15 protein-coding genes are annotated in these 15696 nt (G+C 60.6%); 10 read left to right on the forward strand and 5 right to left on the reverse strand.

What is annotated here, in order from left to right:
* Positions 1–84: 84 nt before the first annotated feature.
* The 7 genes from ACMGF7_RS14360 (at position 85) to ACMGF7_RS14390 (ending at position 7130) form a co-directional block, all read left to right on the forward strand.
* Positions 85–1107, forward strand: coding sequence for a sulfate ABC transporter substrate-binding protein (locus tag ACMGF7_RS14360; RefSeq protein ID WP_273875529.1), 1023 nt, complete (start codon positions 85–87; stop codon positions 1105–1107).
* Positions 1108–1947 carry a sulfate/thiosulfate ABC transporter permease CysT gene (gene cysT / locus ACMGF7_RS14365; protein WP_004936486.1) on the forward strand — a complete coding sequence of 280 codons (840 nt, stop codon included), beginning with the start codon at positions 1108–1110 and terminating at the stop codon, positions 1945–1947. It abuts the gene before it with no gap.
* Complete coding sequence (gene cysW / locus ACMGF7_RS14370; protein ID WP_049243148.1) at positions 1947–2822, forward strand: sulfate/thiosulfate ABC transporter permease CysW; 876 nt, start codon at positions 1947–1949, stop codon at positions 2820–2822. Before cysT ends, cysW begins: the two co-directional genes overlap by 1 nt.
* Positions 2812–3900 (forward strand): sulfate/thiosulfate ABC transporter ATP-binding protein CysA, encoded by a 1089-nt coding sequence (cysA, locus tag ACMGF7_RS14375; RefSeq protein WP_049243150.1) that lies wholly within the window; start codon positions 2812–2814, stop codon positions 3898–3900. Before cysW ends, cysA begins: the two co-directional genes overlap by 11 nt.
* A gap of 82 nt (positions 3901–3982) precedes the next feature.
* A complete protein-coding gene (gene cysM, locus ACMGF7_RS14380; RefSeq protein WP_004936477.1) occupies positions 3983–4864 on the forward strand; it encodes a cysteine synthase CysM in 882 nt (293 codons plus the stop codon).
* 256 nt (positions 4865–5120) lie between these two features.
* Positions 5121–5801, forward strand: coding sequence for a response regulator transcription factor (locus ACMGF7_RS14385; RefSeq protein ID WP_021505622.1), 681 nt, complete (start codon positions 5121–5123; stop codon positions 5799–5801).
* A gap of 6 nt (positions 5802–5807) precedes the next feature.
* The gene (locus ACMGF7_RS14390; protein ID WP_342135132.1) at positions 5808–7130 is read left to right on the forward strand and encodes an ATP-binding protein; all 1323 of its coding nucleotides are present in this window, start codon (positions 5808–5810) and stop codon (positions 7128–7130) included.
* An 83-nt stretch (positions 7131–7213) separates the two neighbouring features.
* On the opposite strand, the gene crr is transcribed toward ACMGF7_RS14390, so the two are convergent.
* From crr to cysZ, 5 genes are all read right to left on the reverse strand, one after another.
* The gene (crr, locus tag ACMGF7_RS14395) at positions 7214–7723 is read right to left on the reverse strand and encodes a PTS glucose transporter subunit IIA (RefSeq protein WP_004936467.1); all 510 of its coding nucleotides are present in this window, start codon (positions 7721–7723) and stop codon (positions 7214–7216) included.
* A gap of 49 nt (positions 7724–7772) precedes the next feature.
* Complete coding sequence (gene ptsI / locus ACMGF7_RS14400; protein ID WP_004936461.1) at positions 7773–9500, reverse strand: phosphoenolpyruvate-protein phosphotransferase PtsI; 1728 nt, start codon at positions 9498–9500, stop codon at positions 7773–7775.
* Positions 9501–9546: 46 nt separating this feature from the next.
* A complete protein-coding gene (gene ptsH / locus ACMGF7_RS14405; protein ID WP_004936458.1) occupies positions 9547–9804 on the reverse strand; it encodes a phosphocarrier protein Hpr in 258 nt (85 codons plus the stop codon).
* A 399-nt stretch (positions 9805–10203) separates the two neighbouring features.
* Complete coding sequence (cysK, locus tag ACMGF7_RS14410) at positions 10204–11172, reverse strand: cysteine synthase A (RefSeq protein ID WP_004936453.1); 969 nt, start codon at positions 11170–11172, stop codon at positions 10204–10206.
* Positions 11173–11357: 185 nt separating this feature from the next.
* Positions 11358–12116: a sulfate transporter CysZ gene (gene cysZ, locus ACMGF7_RS14415; protein ID WP_015378670.1), complete on the reverse strand. Its 759-nt coding sequence runs from the start codon at positions 12114–12116 to the stop codon at positions 11358–11360.
* A 221-nt stretch (positions 12117–12337) separates the two neighbouring features.
* Between cysZ and zipA the strand changes: the two genes are divergently transcribed.
* The 3 genes from zipA (at position 12338) to ACMGF7_RS14430 (ending at position 15679) form a co-directional block, all read left to right on the forward strand.
* Positions 12338–13363 (forward strand): cell division protein ZipA, encoded by a 1026-nt coding sequence (gene zipA, locus ACMGF7_RS14420; RefSeq protein WP_085337352.1) that lies wholly within the window; start codon positions 12338–12340, stop codon positions 13361–13363.
* A gap of 79 nt (positions 13364–13442) precedes the next feature.
* On the forward strand, positions 13443–15464 hold the full coding sequence (gene ligA / locus ACMGF7_RS14425) for an NAD-dependent DNA ligase LigA (protein ID WP_049243161.1): 2022 nt from the start codon (positions 13443–13445) through the stop codon (positions 15462–15464).
* Entirely contained in the window at positions 15464–15679 is a 216-nt protein-coding gene (locus tag ACMGF7_RS14430) for a DUF3820 family protein (protein WP_004936441.1), read from the forward strand. Before ligA ends, ACMGF7_RS14430 begins: the two co-directional genes overlap by 1 nt.
* The last annotated feature ends 17 nt before the right edge of the window (positions 15680–15696 follow it).

Raw genomic sequence — 15696 nt, forward strand, 5'->3', positions numbered from 1 at the left:
GTTACAGCTCCGCACCGAGTTATAAATACACTGGTCGTCAATAAGGCGAAAGCCTGAAGGAATGACTCAGTGATAAGGTGCAGAATGAAACAAAACCGGGTTAAAAATCTCGTGCTGAAAGGTTGGCTGGCGGCTGCGCTGTTGGCGAGCGGCGCCGCGTCGGCGGCGGAATTGCTGAACAGCTCTTATGACGTTTCCCGTGAATTGTTCGTCGCGCTGAATCCCGGCTTTGAACAGCAGTGGAATCAACAGCATCCGAATGACAAGCTGACCATCAAACAATCGCACGCCGGCTCGTCGAAGCAGGCGCTGGCGATCCTGCAGGGCCTGCGGGCCGACGTGGTGACCTACAACCAGGTCACAGACGTGCAGATCCTGCACGATCGCGGGCAGCTGATCCCGGCGGACTGGCAGGCGCGCCTGCCGAACAACAGCTCGCCGTTCTATTCCACCATGGCGTTTTTGGTGCGCAAGGACAACCCGAAGGGCATCCACACCTGGAACGATTTGGTGCGTGACGACGTGAAGCTGGTGTTCCCGAACCCGAAAACCTCCGGCAACGGCCGTTACACCTATCTGGCCGCCTGGGGCGCCGCCAGCCAGGCTGACGGCAACGATGCGACCAAGACCCGCGCCTTCATGACCCGCTTCCTGAAAAACGTGCTGGTGTTCGATACCGGCGGTCGCGGCGCGACCACCACCTTCGTCGAGCGCGGTTTGGGCGACGTGCTGATCAGCTTCGAGTCCGAAGTGAACAACATCCGCAAGCAATACGGTGAAGACAAGTACGAAGTGATCGTGCCGCCGGTCGATATTCTGGCGGAGTTCCCGGTGGCCTGGGTCGACAAAAACGTAGAGCGCAACGGCACCGAGCAGGCGGCCAAAGCCTATCTGAACTACCTCTACAGCCCGGCGGCGCAGCAGGTGATCACCAGCTTCTACTACCGCGTCTATGACCAGAAAGCGATGGCGGCGGCGAAGGGGCAATTCCCGGACACCCAACTGTTCCGGGTGGAAGACCAGTTCGGCGGCTGGCCGCAGGTGATGAAAACTCACTTCGCCACCGGCAGCGAGTTGGATCAGCTGTTAGCGGCAGGGCGCAAGTAAATGTTGGCGTTGTCGTCCAGTAAACGGGTGCTGCCCGGATTTGGCCTCAGCCTCGGCAGCAGCCTGTTTTATACCTGTTTGATCCTGCTGCTGCCGCTCAGTGCGCTGGTGATGCAGCTGGCGCAGATGAGCCTGGCGCAGTACTGGGAAGTGATTTCCAACCCGCAGGTGGTGGCGGCGTACAAAGTGACGCTGCTGGCCGCCGGCGTCGCCAGCCTGTTCAACGCGGTGTTCGGCATGCTGATGGCCTGGATCCTGACGCGCTACCGTTTTCCCGGCCGTTCGCTGCTGGACGGCCTGATCGATCTGCCGTTCGCGCTGCCGACGGCGGTGGCCGGCCTGACGCTGGCCGGTCTGTTTTCCACCACTGGCTGGTACGGGCAGTGGCTGGCGCACTTTGACATTAAGGTCACCTTCACCTGGCTTGGGATCGCGGTGGCGATGGCGTTCACCAGCCTGCCGTTTGTGGTGCGCACCGTGCAGCCGGTTTTGGAAGAGCTGGGGCCGGAATACGAAGAGGCGGCCGAGACGCTGGGCGCCACGCGTTGGCAGAGCTTTCGCCGCGTGGTGTTGCCTGAGGTGGCGCCGGCGCTGCTGGCCGGCACCGCCATTTCCTTTACCCGCAGCCTGGGCGAGTTTGGCGCGGTGATTTTCATCGCCGGCAATATCGCCTGGAAGACGGAAGTGACCTCGCTGATGATTTTTGTGCGTTTGCAGGAGTTCGATTACCCGGCGGCCAGCGCCATCGCCTCGGTGATCCTGGCGGCGTCGCTGCTGCTGCTGTTCAGCATTAACGTCTTGCAAAGCCGCTTCGGCAGACGTTTGGGAGGAGGGCACTGATGGCTGATATTTCCGCCTTCAACGGCGCCGAGCGCCCGCGCGTCAACTGGGGCAAGTGGACGTTGATCGCCATCGGCACGCTGTTTTCGGTGCTGCTGCTGGTGGTGCCGATGATGTCGATTTTCGCCGAGGCCTTCTCCAAAGGGTTCGGCGCGATGTGGAGCAACTTGCTCGATCCGGACATGCTGCACGCCATCTGGCTGACGGTCTTGATCGCGCTGATCACCGTGCCGTTCAACCTGGTGTTCGGCACGTTGCTGGCGTGGCTGGTGACGCGTTTCACCTTCCCCGGCCGCCAGCTGCTGCTGACGTTGATCGATATCCCGTTCGCCGTTTCACCGGTGGTGGCGGGGCTGATTTATCTGCTGTTTTATGGCAGCAACGGCCTGCTGGGCGGCTGGCTGGATGCGCATAACATCCAGATCATGTTCTCCTGGCCGGGCATGGTGCTGGTGACCATTTTCGTCACCTGTCCCTTCGTGGTGCGCGAGCTGGTGCCGATGATGCTCAGCCAGGGCAGCCAGGAAGACGAGGCCGCCATTCTGCTGGGGGCGTCCGGTTGGCAGATGTTCCGCCGCGTGACGCTGCCCAACATTCGCTGGGCGCTGCTGTACGGCGTGGTGCTGACCAACGCGCGCGCCATCGGCGAGTTCGGCGCGGTGTCGGTGGTATCCGGTTCGATTCGCGGCGAAACCTACAGCCTGCCGCTGCAGGTCGAGCTGTTGCAGCAGGATTACAACACCGTCGGGGCCTTTACCGCCGCCGCCCTGTTGACCCTGATGGCGATCGTTACCCTATTTTTGAAGAGCGCGCTGCAGTGGCGTCTGGAACGTCAAAACGCGCGTCTCGAGCGGGAGGAAAATCATGAGCATTGAGATTAACGGCATCAACAAGTACTTCGGTCGCACCAAGGTATTGAACGATATCTCGCTCGATATTGCTTCCGGCGAGATGGTGGCGCTGCTCGGGCCGTCCGGCTCCGGCAAGACCACGCTGCTGCGCATCATCGCCGGGCTGGAAAGCCAGAGCGGCGGCAAGCTGGGCTTCCACGGCACCGACGTCAGCCACATGCACGCGCGCGACAGGCGCGTGGGCTTCGTATTTCAGCACTATGCGCTGTTCCGCCACATGACGGTGTTCGACAATATCGCCTTCGGCCTGACCGTGCTGCCGCGCCGCGAGCGGCCGAATGCCGCGGCGATCAAACAGAAAGTCACTCAGTTGCTGGACATGGTGCAGCTTGGCCATTTAGCCAATCGCTACCCGTCGCAGCTGTCCGGCGGCCAGAAACAGCGCGTGGCGCTGGCGCGCGCCCTGGCGGTGGAACCGCAGATTCTGCTGCTGGATGAACCGTTCGGCGCGCTGGATGCGCAGGTGCGCAAAGAGCTGCGCCGCTGGCTACGTCAGCTGCATGAAGAGCTGAAATTCACCAGCGTGTTCGTCACCCACGATCAGGAAGAGGCGATGGAAGTGGCCGATCGCATCGTGGTGATGAGCCAGGGCAATATCGAACAGGTTGGCTCGCCGGAGGAGATTATGCGCGAGCCGGCCAGCCGCTTCGTGCTGGAGTTTATGGGGGAAGTGAACCGTCTGAACGGCGAAATTCGCGGCTCCCAGCTGTTCGTCGGCGCGCACCAGTGGCCGCTGTCGTTCCAGCCGATGCACCAGGGCAGCGTCGATCTGTTCCTGCGCCCGTGGGAAATGGAAGTGGCGACCGAGAGCAGCGAGCGCTGCCCACTGCCGGTTCAGGTGTTGGAAGTCAGCCCGCGCGGCCATTTCTGGCAGCTGACGGTGCAGCCGATCGGCTGGCACCAGGAACCGATCGGCGTGGTGCTGCCGGAAGGCAACGCTACGCCGGTGCGCGGCGGCCGTTATTACGTCGGCAGCCTCAATGCGCGGCTGTATGCCGGCGATCAACTGCTGCAACCTGTTGCGTTAGCCAAAAGCGCCTGATAGGTTTTAGCCAGTCCTTTTCTTTAAGGCAACCCCGGGGTTGCCTTTTTACTTTACGCACACCAACAGACAGGCAAAGATCGTGACAACGCTCGAACAATGCATCGGGAATACCCCGCTGGTACAACTGCAACGGCTGGCCGCCCAGGCGGGCAGCGAGGTATGGGTCAAACTGGAAGGCAACAATCCGGCGGGATCGGTGAAGGATCGCGCCGCGTTGGCGATGATCCAGCAGGCGGAGCTGCGCGGTGAGATCAAGCCCGGCGACGTGCTGATCGAGGCTACCAGCGGCAACACCGGCATTGCACTGGCGATGATCGCTGCATTGAAAGGCTATGCGCTGAAGCTGCTGATGCCGGAGAACATGAGCCTGGAGCGGCAGGCGGCGATGCGCGCCTACGGTGCGGAACTGATCCTGGTCAGCCGTGAGCAGGGGATGGAAGGGGCGCGCGATCTGGCGCTGGAGATGCAGCGCCAGGGGCAGGGCAAGGTGCTGGATCAGTTTAACAATTTCGACAATCCCTATGCCCACTTCACTACCACCGGCCCGGAGATCTGGCGCCAGACCGAAGGGCGCATCACGCACTTCGTTTCCAGCATGGGCACCACCGGCACCATTACCGGCGTGGGCGGTTACCTGAAGAGCCAGAATCCGCAGGTGCAGATCATTGGCCTGCAGCCGGCGGAAGGCAGCAGCATCCCCGGCATTCGCCGTTGGGCGCCCGCTTACCTGCCGGGTATTTTCCGCCCGGAGCTGGTGGATCAGGTGTTGGATATCGAGCAGCGCGATGCCGAGCAGACCATGCGCCAGCTGGCGCAGCGTGAAGGCATTTTCTGCGGCGTCAGCTCCGGCGGTGCGGTGGCCGGCGCCCTGCGCGTCGCGGCGGCTAATCCCGGCAGCGTGGTGGTGGCGATCGTCTGCGATCGCGGCGACCGTTACCTCTCCACCGGCGTGTTCGACTGAGCGTTCCTTCCCGGCGGCGCGTCCCGCCGGGAAACGCCTTCTCACCTCCCTGTTACAGACTGCCTGTCCGGCCCGCCGACGCGGCGGCTATCGCCTGCTCGCGCGCCAATCCCCTGACTGAAGTAGAGAAATCGCGCGACAGCGGCCACACTAACGGTGGCGAGACGCCAAGAGCGATGTGTAAGGATTGAGTAAAACCGGCTGCAGGCCGGCGGAATTGGCGGGAAAATAACGAAAATCGGTGAAGGAGCAAGGCATGAAAATTTTACTGGTCGACGATGACCTGGAGCTTGGCACCATGCTGAGCGAATACCTGACGGGCGAAGGCTTCGACGCCACGCTGGTGCTGACCGGCAAGGCGGGGGTAGAGGGCGCGCTGTCGGGCGACTATACCGCGATGATCCTCGACATCATGCTGCCGGACATGAGCGGCATCGACGTGCTGCGCGACGTGCGTAAAAAGAGCCGGCTGCCGATCATCATGCTGACTGCCAAAGGCGACAACATCGATCGGGTGATTGGCCTGGAGATGGGGGCCGACGATTACATGCCCAAGCCATGCTATCCGCGCGAATTGGTGGCGCGTCTGCGCGCGGTGCTGCGCCGTTTCGAAGAGCGGCCGCAAGAGGCGGAGGACGAGGCCGCCATCAGCTTCGGCGAGCTGACGCTGAACCCTTCAACCCGCAGCAGCGAATGGCGCGGTAAGGCGTTTGATCTGACGGCTTCGGAATTCAATCTGCTGGAGCTGTTGCTGCGCGCGCCGGACCGCGTGGTGTCGAAGGACGAACTGTCCGAGAAGGGGCTGGGTCGCCCGCGCGAGGCCTATGATCGCAGCGTGGACGTGCATATCAGCAATATCCGCCAGAAGTTGAGCGCGCTGGCCGGCAGTAAGCTGAGCATCGAGACGGTGCGCAGCATCGGCTATCGCATACGGTAACCAGACATGCGCGGAAGACTGTTCTGGAAAATTTTGCTCGGCTTTTGGCTGACCTTCCTCATCATGACGCAGGCCTTGTGGGTGGCGTTTTCTCTTTATGGCGACCGCTATGTGCCGCCGGAGAATTCCATGGCGCGGCGGGCGATAGGCCTGCAGCTGACCTCCGCCGCCACCCTGTTGCGCAGTGGCGGCATGCCGGCGCTGGAAGCCCTGACGCGTGACTGGCCGGAGGACGATCGGCGTCTACTGTCGGTGACCCCGATGACCCAACCGCCGCCTGAGCCGGAAGAACCGGTGTTTGAAGGGCGACGGATGCCGAAAGAGATTTCCGCCTGGGTGCAGACCGGAGAAGGGCAGGGTTACTGGCTGAGTTATAACGTGCGCGGGCTGCGGGAAGAGTATCGGCCGGAGCGGCGTTCCCACTTCTTCAACATTCCAGCACCGATGCTGTGGGTCGGCGGGCTGGGCGGTTTGCTGTTCAGCGCCGTGCTGGCCTGGAACCTGACCCGGCCGATGCGCCAGCTGCGCGGCGGCCTGGATCGGGTGGCGCAGGGCGATCTGTCGGTGCGGCTGTACCCAAATATGCGGCGGCGTCATGACGAGCTGTCCGACGTGGCGCGCGATTTCGATACCATGGCCGAGCGGCTGGAGCTGCTGGTCAGCGCCCGCGAGCAGTTGCTGCACGATGTTTCGCACGAACTGCGTTCACCGTTGGCGCGCCTGCAGCTGGCGATCGGCCTGGCGCGACAGAATGCCGGCAATGTCGAAACCTCGCTCAAGCGCATCGAACATGAGTCGGGGCGGTTGGACAAAATGATCGGCGAGCTGCTGGCTCTGTCGCGTACCGAACACAGCAGCTTGCCGGACGAAGAGTATTTCGATCTGTACGGTCTGGTGGACGCGGTGGTGAGCGATGCGCGCTACGAGGCGCAGGTGCCCGGCGTGGATATCGTGCTGCAGGCCGAATCGGACGTGGAGTATACCGTCAAGGGCAATGCGGAGCTGATGCGGCGTGCGGTGGATAACGTCGTGCGCAATGCGTTGCGCTTCTCCAGCCACGGCCAGCGGGTGACGGTGGCGCTGTCGCGCGTCGATAACCAGTTCCAGATCGCCGTCAGCGATCAGGGGCCGGGTGTCGAGGAGTCGAAGCTGTCGAGCATCTTCGATCCTTTCGTACGCGTGAAATCGGCGCTGTCGGGCAAGGGCTACGGCCTGGGGCTGGCGATTACCCGCAAGGTGGTGCTGGCGCACGGCGGCCAGGTTGAGGCTCGCAACGGCGACAAAGAGGGGCTGATCATCACTCTGCGCGTGCCGCGCTGGTCGTCATGACGCAGCGAGATGGGGATACCCCGAAGGGATAAAAAACGGCGCCGAGGGCGCCGTTTTTTACTGCTCATTCGCGATAACTTCGATTACTTCTTGATGCGGATGATCGGGGTTTCGCCAACGGTCACGCTGCCGGACAGTTTGATCAGCTCTTTGATCTCGTCCATGTTGGAGATAACGACCGGCGTCAGGGTAGACTTGGCTTTTTCTTCCAGCAGTGGCAGGTTGAACTCGATAACGACGTCGCCTTTCTTGACGCGCTGGCCTTCTTCGGCGATGCGTTTGAAGCCTTCGCCTTTCAGTTCTACGGTATCGATGCCGAAGTGGACGAACAGCTCAATGCCGCTGTCGGATTCGATAGAGAATGCATGGTTGGTTTCGAAAATCTTGCCGATGGTGCCGTCAACCGGAGCAACCATTTTGTTGCCGGCCGGTTTGATGGCGATACCGTCGCCAACGATTTTTTCAGCGAACACTACGTCCGGCACATCTTCGATATTGACGATTTCGCCAGAAAGGGGAGCGACGATCTCGATAGTGCCCGTGTCTTTCTTGTCATCAGAAACCAGAGATTTCAGTTTATCGAACAAACCCATGATCTTCTCCTAAGCATTAAATTGGGCGGCGTTCCAGTGTCGTGGAAGTTTAGCAGAGCGTTTTTTCTTCGATGAATTTATTGACGCAATTCATCAGGTCTTGTGCCGTTGGCTGTGCCAAGGCCTGCGCTGCCAACGCCTTCACATCTTCGAAATTCGTGTTACGAATAATTTTCTTGATGCGCGGGATTGAAATCGCACTCATGCTGAACTCATCCAGCCCCATGCCCAATAACAACAGTGTAGCACGCTCATCACCAGCCAGTTCGCCGCACATGCCGGTCCACTTGCCTTCCGCGTGAGATGCATCAATAACCTGTTTGATCAGGCCAAGCACTGATGGGGACATCGGGTTATAGAGATGAGAAATCAGCTCGTTGCCGCGATCTACCGCCAGAGTATACTGGGTTAGATCGTTTGTCCCAATACTAAAGAAGTCGACTTCTTTCGCCAGGTGGTGAGCGATGACCGCCGCAGCCGGTGTTTCCACCATCACGCCCACTTCGATGCTCTCGTCAAACGCCTTGCCTTCTTCGCGCAGTTGCGCCTTCAGCGTCTCGATTTCGCCTTTCAGATCGCGCACTTCTTCCACGGAGATGATCATCGGGAACATGATGCGCAGTTTGCCGAACGCCGAGGCGCGCAGGATGGCGCGCAGCTGGGCGTGCAGGATTTCACGGCGGTCCATCGCAATGCGGATGGCGCGCCAGCCGAGGAACGGGTTCTCTTCCTTCGGCAGGTTCATGTACGGCAGGTCTTTGTCGCCGCCGATGTCCATGGTGCGGACGATCACCGCCTGCGAGCCCATGGCTTCCGCCACGGCCTTGTAAGCCTGGAACTGCTCGTCTTCGGTCGGCAGCGAGTCGCGGTCCATGAACAGGAATTCAGTACGATACAGGCCGACGCCTTCCGCGCCGTTGCGCTCTGCACCCGCGACGTCGCGCACGGTGCCGATGTTGGCGCAGACTTCAACCTGATGGCCGTCCAGCGTAATCGCCGGCAGGTCCTTCAGCTTGGCCAGATCGTTTTTCTCGGTGATGTATTGGTTCTGGGCGGCTTTCAGCTGATCGATAACGTCAGCGGTCGGGTTAACGTAAATCTGGTTGTTAACCGCGTCCAGAATCAGGTAGTCGTCGTTTTTCACCTGCTTGGTCACGTCGCTGGTGCCGACGATCGCCGGCAGCTCCAGGGAGCGCGCCATGATGGAGGTATGGGAGGTACGGCCGCCGAGGTCGGTGATGAAGCCCAGCACTTTGTCCAGGTTCAGCTGTGCGGTCTCGGACGGGGTCAGATCGGTGGCCACCAGGATCACTTCGTCCTGAATGGAGCCCAGATCGACGATCGGCATGCCCAGGATGTTTTGCAGCAGGCGCTTGCCGATGTCGCGCACGTCGGCGGCGCGTTCTTTCAGGTATTCGTCGTCCAGCTCTTCCAACGCTTTCGCCTGGCCTTCGATCACGGTGTAGGCGGCGGCGTCTGCGGAGGCCAGATCGTCTTTGATTAGGGCTATGATTTCCTGCTCAAGCTCTTCGTCTTCCAGCAACATGATGTGGCCTTCGAAGATAGCTTCCTTCTCTTCGCCGAAGGTTTCGCCAGCTTTGGTCTTGATCGCTTCCAGCTGTTCGGACGCTTTCGCGCGGCCGGCCAGAAAACGTGAGACTTCCTGCTCTACTTGATCAGCAGAGATTTTCTTCCGGTTGATGACGATGTCGTCTTCTTTCAGCAAGAGAGCCTTACCAAAAGCGATGCCCGGTGATACTAAAATGCCTGAAATCATAACCCTACCTTACTCTTGACTGGTGTTAACTAAAAAGACGGGCCGATTACTCAAGCTCTGCCATCAGTTTTACCAAGTGCTCAACGGCTTTCTGCTCGTCTTCACCTTCAGCTGAGATGGTCACTACGGTCCCTTGAGTCAGCCCCAGAGTTTGCAGTTTGAACAGGCTTTTAGCGCTGGCGCTTTTGCCGTTGGAGGTCACGGTGATGTCAGACGTGAAGCCTTTGGCTTCTTTAACGAACTGAGCGGCAGGGCGAGTATGCAGACCATTCGGAGCGGTAATAGTAACTTCTTGCTGGAACATTGATGTTTCCCCAACTTATTGGATTAATGTTGTGGAGTTAAAGTTTAGCCCAGGGGGCTGACTTTAACTTGTCTGGTTATAGCGCCTGACTATGGACAGGGGCGAACGTTGATGCAACAGAAAACGACGCGTTAGGCACTTCAGATCAAAAAACTCGGCTTTAGACGTCGTTCCAATCCGCTCCCCATTATGCCCGATTCGCCGCGTCGGCGACAGATGAGTAAATCGATTCAGCCTCGACCGGGCTCGGAGAGTGATTAATTTTGCGCATCGAAATAATGCACCGTTAAATACTAAAGGCGACGGGCAAAAGCAATCTTGGACTGCTATAAAGTTTGATCCAGTCCACAAAAAAGCACCCTGCAGGGTGCTTTTTTAGCGATTTGTGCAGTGGCGGAATTACTGCTGCAATTCCTGCTCGGTGAACAGATCGGCGAACAGCGCGGTGCTGAGATAACGTTCGCCGGAAGAGGGCAGGATGACCACGATAGTCTTGTCGGCGAACGCCGGTTCTTCGGCCAGTTTCACCGCCGCCGCGACCGCTGCGCCGGAGGAGATGCCCGCCAGGATGCCTTCTTCGTCCATCAGGCGGCGCGCCATGCTGATGGCTTCGTCGTTGGAGACTTTCTCGACGCGATCCACCAGATCCAGATCGAGGTTGCCCGGAATGAAGCCGGCGCCGATGCCCTGGATCTTGTGCGGGCCCGGCTTCAGCTCTTCACCGGCCAGCGCCTGGCTGATGACCGGCGAGTCGGTCGGCTCGACCGCCACGGTGGTGATGGCTTTGCCTTTGGTGTTTTTGATGTAGCGGCTGACGCCGGTCAGCGTGCCGCCGGTGCCGACGCCGGAGATGAACACGTCGACTTCCCCGTCGGTGTCTTCCCAGATTTCCGGGCCGGTGGTTTTTTCATGGATCGCCGGGTTGGCCGGGTTGCTGAACTGTTGCAGGATCAGGTAACGGTTCGGATCGGTGGCGACGATCTCTTCCGCCTTGGCGATGGCGCCCTTCATGCCTTTCGCCCCTTCGGTCAGCACCAGGTTGGCGCCCAGCGCTTTGAGCAGCTTGCGGCGCTCGATGCTCATGGTTTCCGGCATGGTCAGCGTCAGCTTGTAACCGCGCGCGGCGGCGACGAAGGCCAGCGCGATGCCGGTGTTGCCGCTGGTCGGCTCCACCAGTTCTTTACCGGCGGTCAGCACGCCGCGTTGTTCCGCATCCCAAATCATATTGGCACCGATGCGGCATTTGACGCTGAAGCTCGGGTTGCGTGATTCAACCTTGGCCAGAATGCGTCCGTTGCCGATACGGTTCAGACGAACCAGCGGCGTATGGCCGATTGTTAATGAGTTGTCTTCATATATCTTGCTCATAGCCCGTCCTTTAACTCTATGAAAATGTGGGGAACATCGAAAGCATACGCTAACAGTACCGGCAGGGAAGTAAAGAATTGGTATATCTATATGTTATTAGGAAATAAGTTTTAAGCACAATGATAAGGGCGCGAAATGCGCGCCCTGTCGAAAATTTCCGCGCTGTCGGCGGCAAAAAACGGCGGTTATCGGACGAATTGCGAGCGGTAGCGATCGACCCACATCGCGGTGGCGCCGCAGACGGCGACCGGCAGGATCACCAGGTTGAGGATCGGGATCATGGTGAACAGGCTGACCAGCGCGCCGAACTGCAGGTTGTCGGTTTTGTGCTGGCGCAGTGCGCGGCGCATATCGGCAAAGCTCACCTTGTGGTTGTCGAACGGATAGTCGCAATACTGGATCGCCAGCATCCAGGCGCTGAACAGGAACCACAGCACCGGCGCCACCGTTTGACCGATGCCGGGCACGAAGTACAGCGCCAGCAACAGCAGCGCGCGCGGCAGGTAATACATCAGCTTGCGCCATTCGCGCGCCATGATGCGCGGCAGATCTTTGGCGATGCCGAGCAGGCCGGTGTCCGGCAGCGGTTTGCCGGTCAGGCTGCCTTCGAGCTGTTCCGCCAGCAGGCCGCAGAACGGCGCGGCAATAAGATTGGTGAGGGTGCTGAACAGATAGCTGAACACCAGCAGCACCGAAATGACCGCCAGCGGCCACAGCAGGTAGCTCAACCATTGCAGCCAGTCGGGAACGTGGCTCATCATCGCCGGGATCCAGTCGCCGAGGCGGCTGAACAGCCACCAGAAAGCGGAACCCATCAGCAGCACGTTGACCAGCAACGGCAGAACCACATAGCGTTTAATCCCCGGGCGTGAAATCAGACGCCAGCCTTCGGCGAAATAGTGAATGCCGCTGGTCGATCGGGGAGAGGGCTGCGTATAGGACATATCTTAAGTTATCTCGTTGTCTGAACAGGCATCATTATCATATAGGGATGATTTTCCACTGGCTAGGGTAGGGTTGGCTGAAAAACCAGCAGAAAAAGGCAGTATAATCATCTTTATTGGCATAAAGTTCAGCACGGACTTGCACTTGTGTGCGCGGGCAAATAGAGTTAAAGAGTGAATGTTTGCCGCGGTGGCAATGTATTGGAACAACAGAGATAGCAATGATGCAGGATTTGCGTCTGATATTAATCGTTGTTGGCGCGATCGCCATAATAGCGCTGTTATTGCACGGTCTGTGGACCAGTCGCAAAGAACGGTCAGCGCTCTTCCGCGATCGCCCAGCCAAACGTTCCCAAAAGGAACGTGAACAAACTCCGATCGACGATCTCGAAGAAGGCGTCGGTGAGGTGCGCGTACGCGCCGCTCACCCGCAAGACGAGCCGTCATTCGGCCATTTCGATGCCGCACGCGAAGAACCCGTGGCCGCGCCGAAGCCCGCTCCGGCGGCTGCGCCAGCGCCCCGCGCCGTTCAGCCGGCCGCTCATCAAACGCCGCCTCCGCTGTCTCAGCGGCCGGAGTACGATGACATCCTGCTGAACAACTACGCGCCGGACGAAGAACCGGCCGAACCGCAGCAACCGCAACCGGCCGCGCGCCGTGAGCCGCGTGTCGACGATCTGCCGCATGAACATGAGGCGCCGCAGAGGGCTGAACCGGCATTCCACGCCGAGCCGGCCCCTGTGCAGCCCGCGCCGGAAGTGAAGCCGGCGCAGGAGCCTGCGCCACAGCCACAACAGCCGGCGGCTGCGCCAATTCAGGCCAAGCTGAAAGAGACCGTGCTGGTGCTGCACGTCGCGGCCCATCAGGGCGGCGTAATCGGCGGCGAAGTGCTGCTGCAGAGCGTGTTGCAGGCGGGCTTCCAGTTTGGCGAGATGGGCATCTTCCACCGCCATATCAGCCCGGCCGGCAGCGGCCCGGTGCTGTTCAGCCTGGCGAACATGGTCAAGCCGGGGTCGTTCGATCCTGACATGATGTCCGACTTCTCCACGCCGGGCGTGTCGATGTTCATGATGGTGCCGTCTTACGGCGACGCCAATCAGAACTTCAAGCTGATGCTGCAGTCGGCACAGCGCATCGCCGACGACGTGGGCGGCGTGGTGCTGGACGACGAGCGCCGCATGATGACGCCGCAGAAGCTGGAAACCTACAAAGCGCGTATCCGTGAAGTGTTGGAAAACAACGCCTGACCGGATTGCCGCGCGCACTGAACATCCGTAACAACAAAGCCCCCGCTAGCCGGGGGTTTTTTATCTTTGATGGTGAGCCATGGAATCGATAATCCAACAAATCAATCAACTACGAGCCACACTGCGCCATCATGAATACCAGTATCATGTGCTGGATGCGCCCGAAGTGCCGGATGCGGAATATGACCGCCTGATGCGCGAGCTGCGCGAGCTGGAGAGCGAGCATCCGGAGCTGATCACCGCCGATTCGCCGACCCAGCGCGTGGGCGCGGCGCCGCTGGCGGCGTTCGACCAGGTGCGCCACGAAGTGCCGATGCTGTCGCTGGACAACGTGTTTGACGAAGAGAGCTTCCTGGCGTTTTACAAGCGCGTGCAGGACAGGCTCAAGAGCAGCGATCCGCTGACCTTCTGCTGCGAGCTGAAGCTGGATGGCCTGGCGGTCAGCCTGCTGTACGAAGACGGCGAACTGGTGCGCGCGGCGACGCGCGGCGACGGCACCACCGGCGAGAACATCACTACCAACGTGCGCACCATTCGCGCCATCCCGCTGCGCCTGACCGGCGACAACATCCCGCGCCGGCTGGAAGTGCGTGGCGAAGTGTTCATGCCGCAGGCCGGTTTCGAACAGATGAACGAAGAAGCCCGGCGCAAAGACGGCAAGGTATTCGCCAACCCGCGCAACGCCGCCGCCGGCTCGCTGCGCCAGCTCGATCCGCGCATTACCGCCAAACGTCCGCTGACCTTCTTTTGCTATGGTGTCGGCCTGCTGGAGGGCGGCGAGCTGCCGCGCAGCCACTTTGAACGCCTGATGCAGTTCAAGGCCTGGGGCCTGCCGGTCAGCGATCGCGCCCAGCGCCGCACCGGCAGCGAGGAAGTGCTGGCATTTTATCGCCAGGTCGAGCAGGACCGCGCGCAGCTCGGGTTCGACATCGACGGCGTGGTGATCAAGATTGACGATATCGATCTGCAGGAAACGCTGGGCTTTGTGGCGCGTGCGCCGCGTTGGGCGACGGCGTTCAAATTCCCGGCGCAGGAGCAGATCACCGTGGTGCGCGAAGTGGAGTTTCAGGTTGGCCGCACCGGTGCGATTACGCCGGTGGCGCGCCTTGAGCCGGTGCTGGTGGCCGGGGTGACCGTCAGCAACGCGACCTTGCACAACGCCGATGAAATTGAGCGTCTGGGGCTGCGCATCGGCGATACGGTGATCGTGCGCCGCGCCGGCGACGTGATCCCGCAGGTGGTGGGGGTGCTGGAAGACCGCCGGCCACAGGATGCGCGCGAAGTGGTGTTCCCGCTGCACTGCCCGGTGTGCGGTTCCGACGTTGAGCGCGTGGAAGGCGAGGCCGTGGCGCGCTGCACCGGCGGTCTTATCTGCGGCGCGCAGCGCAAAGAGGCGTTGAAGCACTTCGTTTCCCGCCGCGCGCTGGACGTTGAAGGCATGGGCGACAAGATCATCGAGCAGCTGGTGGACAAGGAGTACGTGAAGAACCCGGCCGATCTGTTCCGGCTGTCCGCCGGCATTCTGACCGGCCTGGATCGCATGGGGCCGAAATCGGCGCAGAATCTGGTCAACGCGCTGGAGAAATCCAAGCAGACCACCTTCGCCCGTTTCCTGTATGCGCTCGGCATTCGCGAGGTCGGTGAGGCGACCGCCGCCAACCTGGCCGCGCATTTCGGATCGCTCGAGAAGCTGTTCGCCGCCGATATCGAGGCGTTGAAAGAAGTGCCGGATGTCGGCGAAGTGGTGGCCAAACACACCCGCAATTTCCTCGATGAAGCGCTCAATCAGCAGGTGATCAACGAGCTGGTGGGCGCCGAGATCGGCATCCGCTGGCCGGCGCCGGTGGTGGTGGTGGTGGAAGAGATAGACAGCCCGTTCGCCGGCAAAACCGTGGTGCTGACCGGCTCGCTGAGCCAGCTGTCGCGCGACGAGGCCAAAGATCGCCTGACGGCGCTGGGCGCCAAGGTCAGCGGCAGCGTGTCGAAGAAAACCGATCTGGTGATCGCCGGCGAGGCGGCCGGCTCCAAGCTGGCGAAGGCGCAGGAGCTGGGTATCGCCGTGATCGACGAAGCGGAAATGATCCGCCTGCTGGGTGACTGATGGAAAAGGAAAACCTGCTGGAGATCGCCAATACCGTGATGCCGTTCGGCAAGTACCAGGGGCGGGTGCTGATCGACCTGCCCGAAGAGTACCTGCTGTGGTTCGCCCGCAAGGGCGAATTCCCCAAAGGCAAGCTCGGCATGCTGATGGAGATGACGCTGGCGATTAAAATCGAAGGGCTTGATCACCTGGTCAAGCCGCTGAAGAAAAGCTGATCTGACGGGCCTCGGCC

It is taken from the genome of Serratia sp. BNK-17, from assembly GCF_048684935.1.
Lineage (GTDB): Bacteria > Pseudomonadota > Gammaproteobacteria > Enterobacterales > Enterobacteriaceae > Serratia > Serratia nematodiphila.

Excerpts from the sequence above, each read along its gene's own strand:
- ACMGF7_RS14360 (WP_273875529.1), top strand. The coding sequence starts at position 85 with ATGAAACAAAACCGGGTTAAAAATCTCGTGCTGAAAGGTTGGCTGGCG.
- cysT (WP_004936486.1), top strand. The coding sequence starts at position 1,108 with ATGTTGGCGTTGTCGTCCAGTAAACGGGTGCTGCCCGGATTTGGCCTC.
- cysW (WP_049243148.1), top strand. The coding sequence starts at position 1,947 with ATGGCTGATATTTCCGCCTTCAACGGCGCCGAGCGCCCGCGCGTCAAC.
- cysA (WP_049243150.1), top strand. The coding sequence starts at position 2,812 with ATGAGCATTGAGATTAACGGCATCAACAAGTACTTCGGTCGCACCAAG.
- ACMGF7_RS14385 (WP_021505622.1), top strand. The coding sequence starts at position 5,121 with ATGAAAATTTTACTGGTCGACGATGACCTGGAGCTTGGCACCATGCTG.
- ACMGF7_RS14390 (WP_342135132.1), top strand. The coding sequence starts at position 5,808 with ATGCGCGGAAGACTGTTCTGGAAAATTTTGCTCGGCTTTTGGCTGACC.
- crr (WP_004936467.1), bottom strand. The coding sequence starts at position 7,723 with ATGGGTTTGTTCGATAAACTGAAATCTCTGGTTTCTGATGACAAGAAA.
- ptsI (WP_004936461.1), bottom strand. The coding sequence starts at position 9,500 with ATGATTTCAGGCATTTTAGTATCACCGGGCATCGCTTTTGGTAAGGCT.
- ptsH (WP_004936458.1), bottom strand. The coding sequence starts at position 9,804 with ATGTTCCAGCAAGAAGTTACTATTACCGCTCCGAATGGTCTGCATACT.
- cysK (WP_004936453.1), bottom strand. The coding sequence starts at position 11,172 with ATGAGCAAGATATATGAAGACAACTCATTAACAATCGGCCATACGCCG.
- cysZ (WP_015378670.1), bottom strand. The coding sequence starts at position 12,116 with ATGTCCTATACGCAGCCCTCTCCCCGATCGACCAGCGGCATTCACTAT.
- zipA (WP_085337352.1), top strand. The coding sequence starts at position 12,338 with ATGATGCAGGATTTGCGTCTGATATTAATCGTTGTTGGCGCGATCGCC.
- ligA (WP_049243161.1), top strand. The coding sequence starts at position 13,443 with ATGGAATCGATAATCCAACAAATCAATCAACTACGAGCCACACTGCGC.
- ACMGF7_RS14430 (WP_004936441.1), top strand. The coding sequence starts at position 15,464 with ATGGAAAAGGAAAACCTGCTGGAGATCGCCAATACCGTGATGCCGTTC.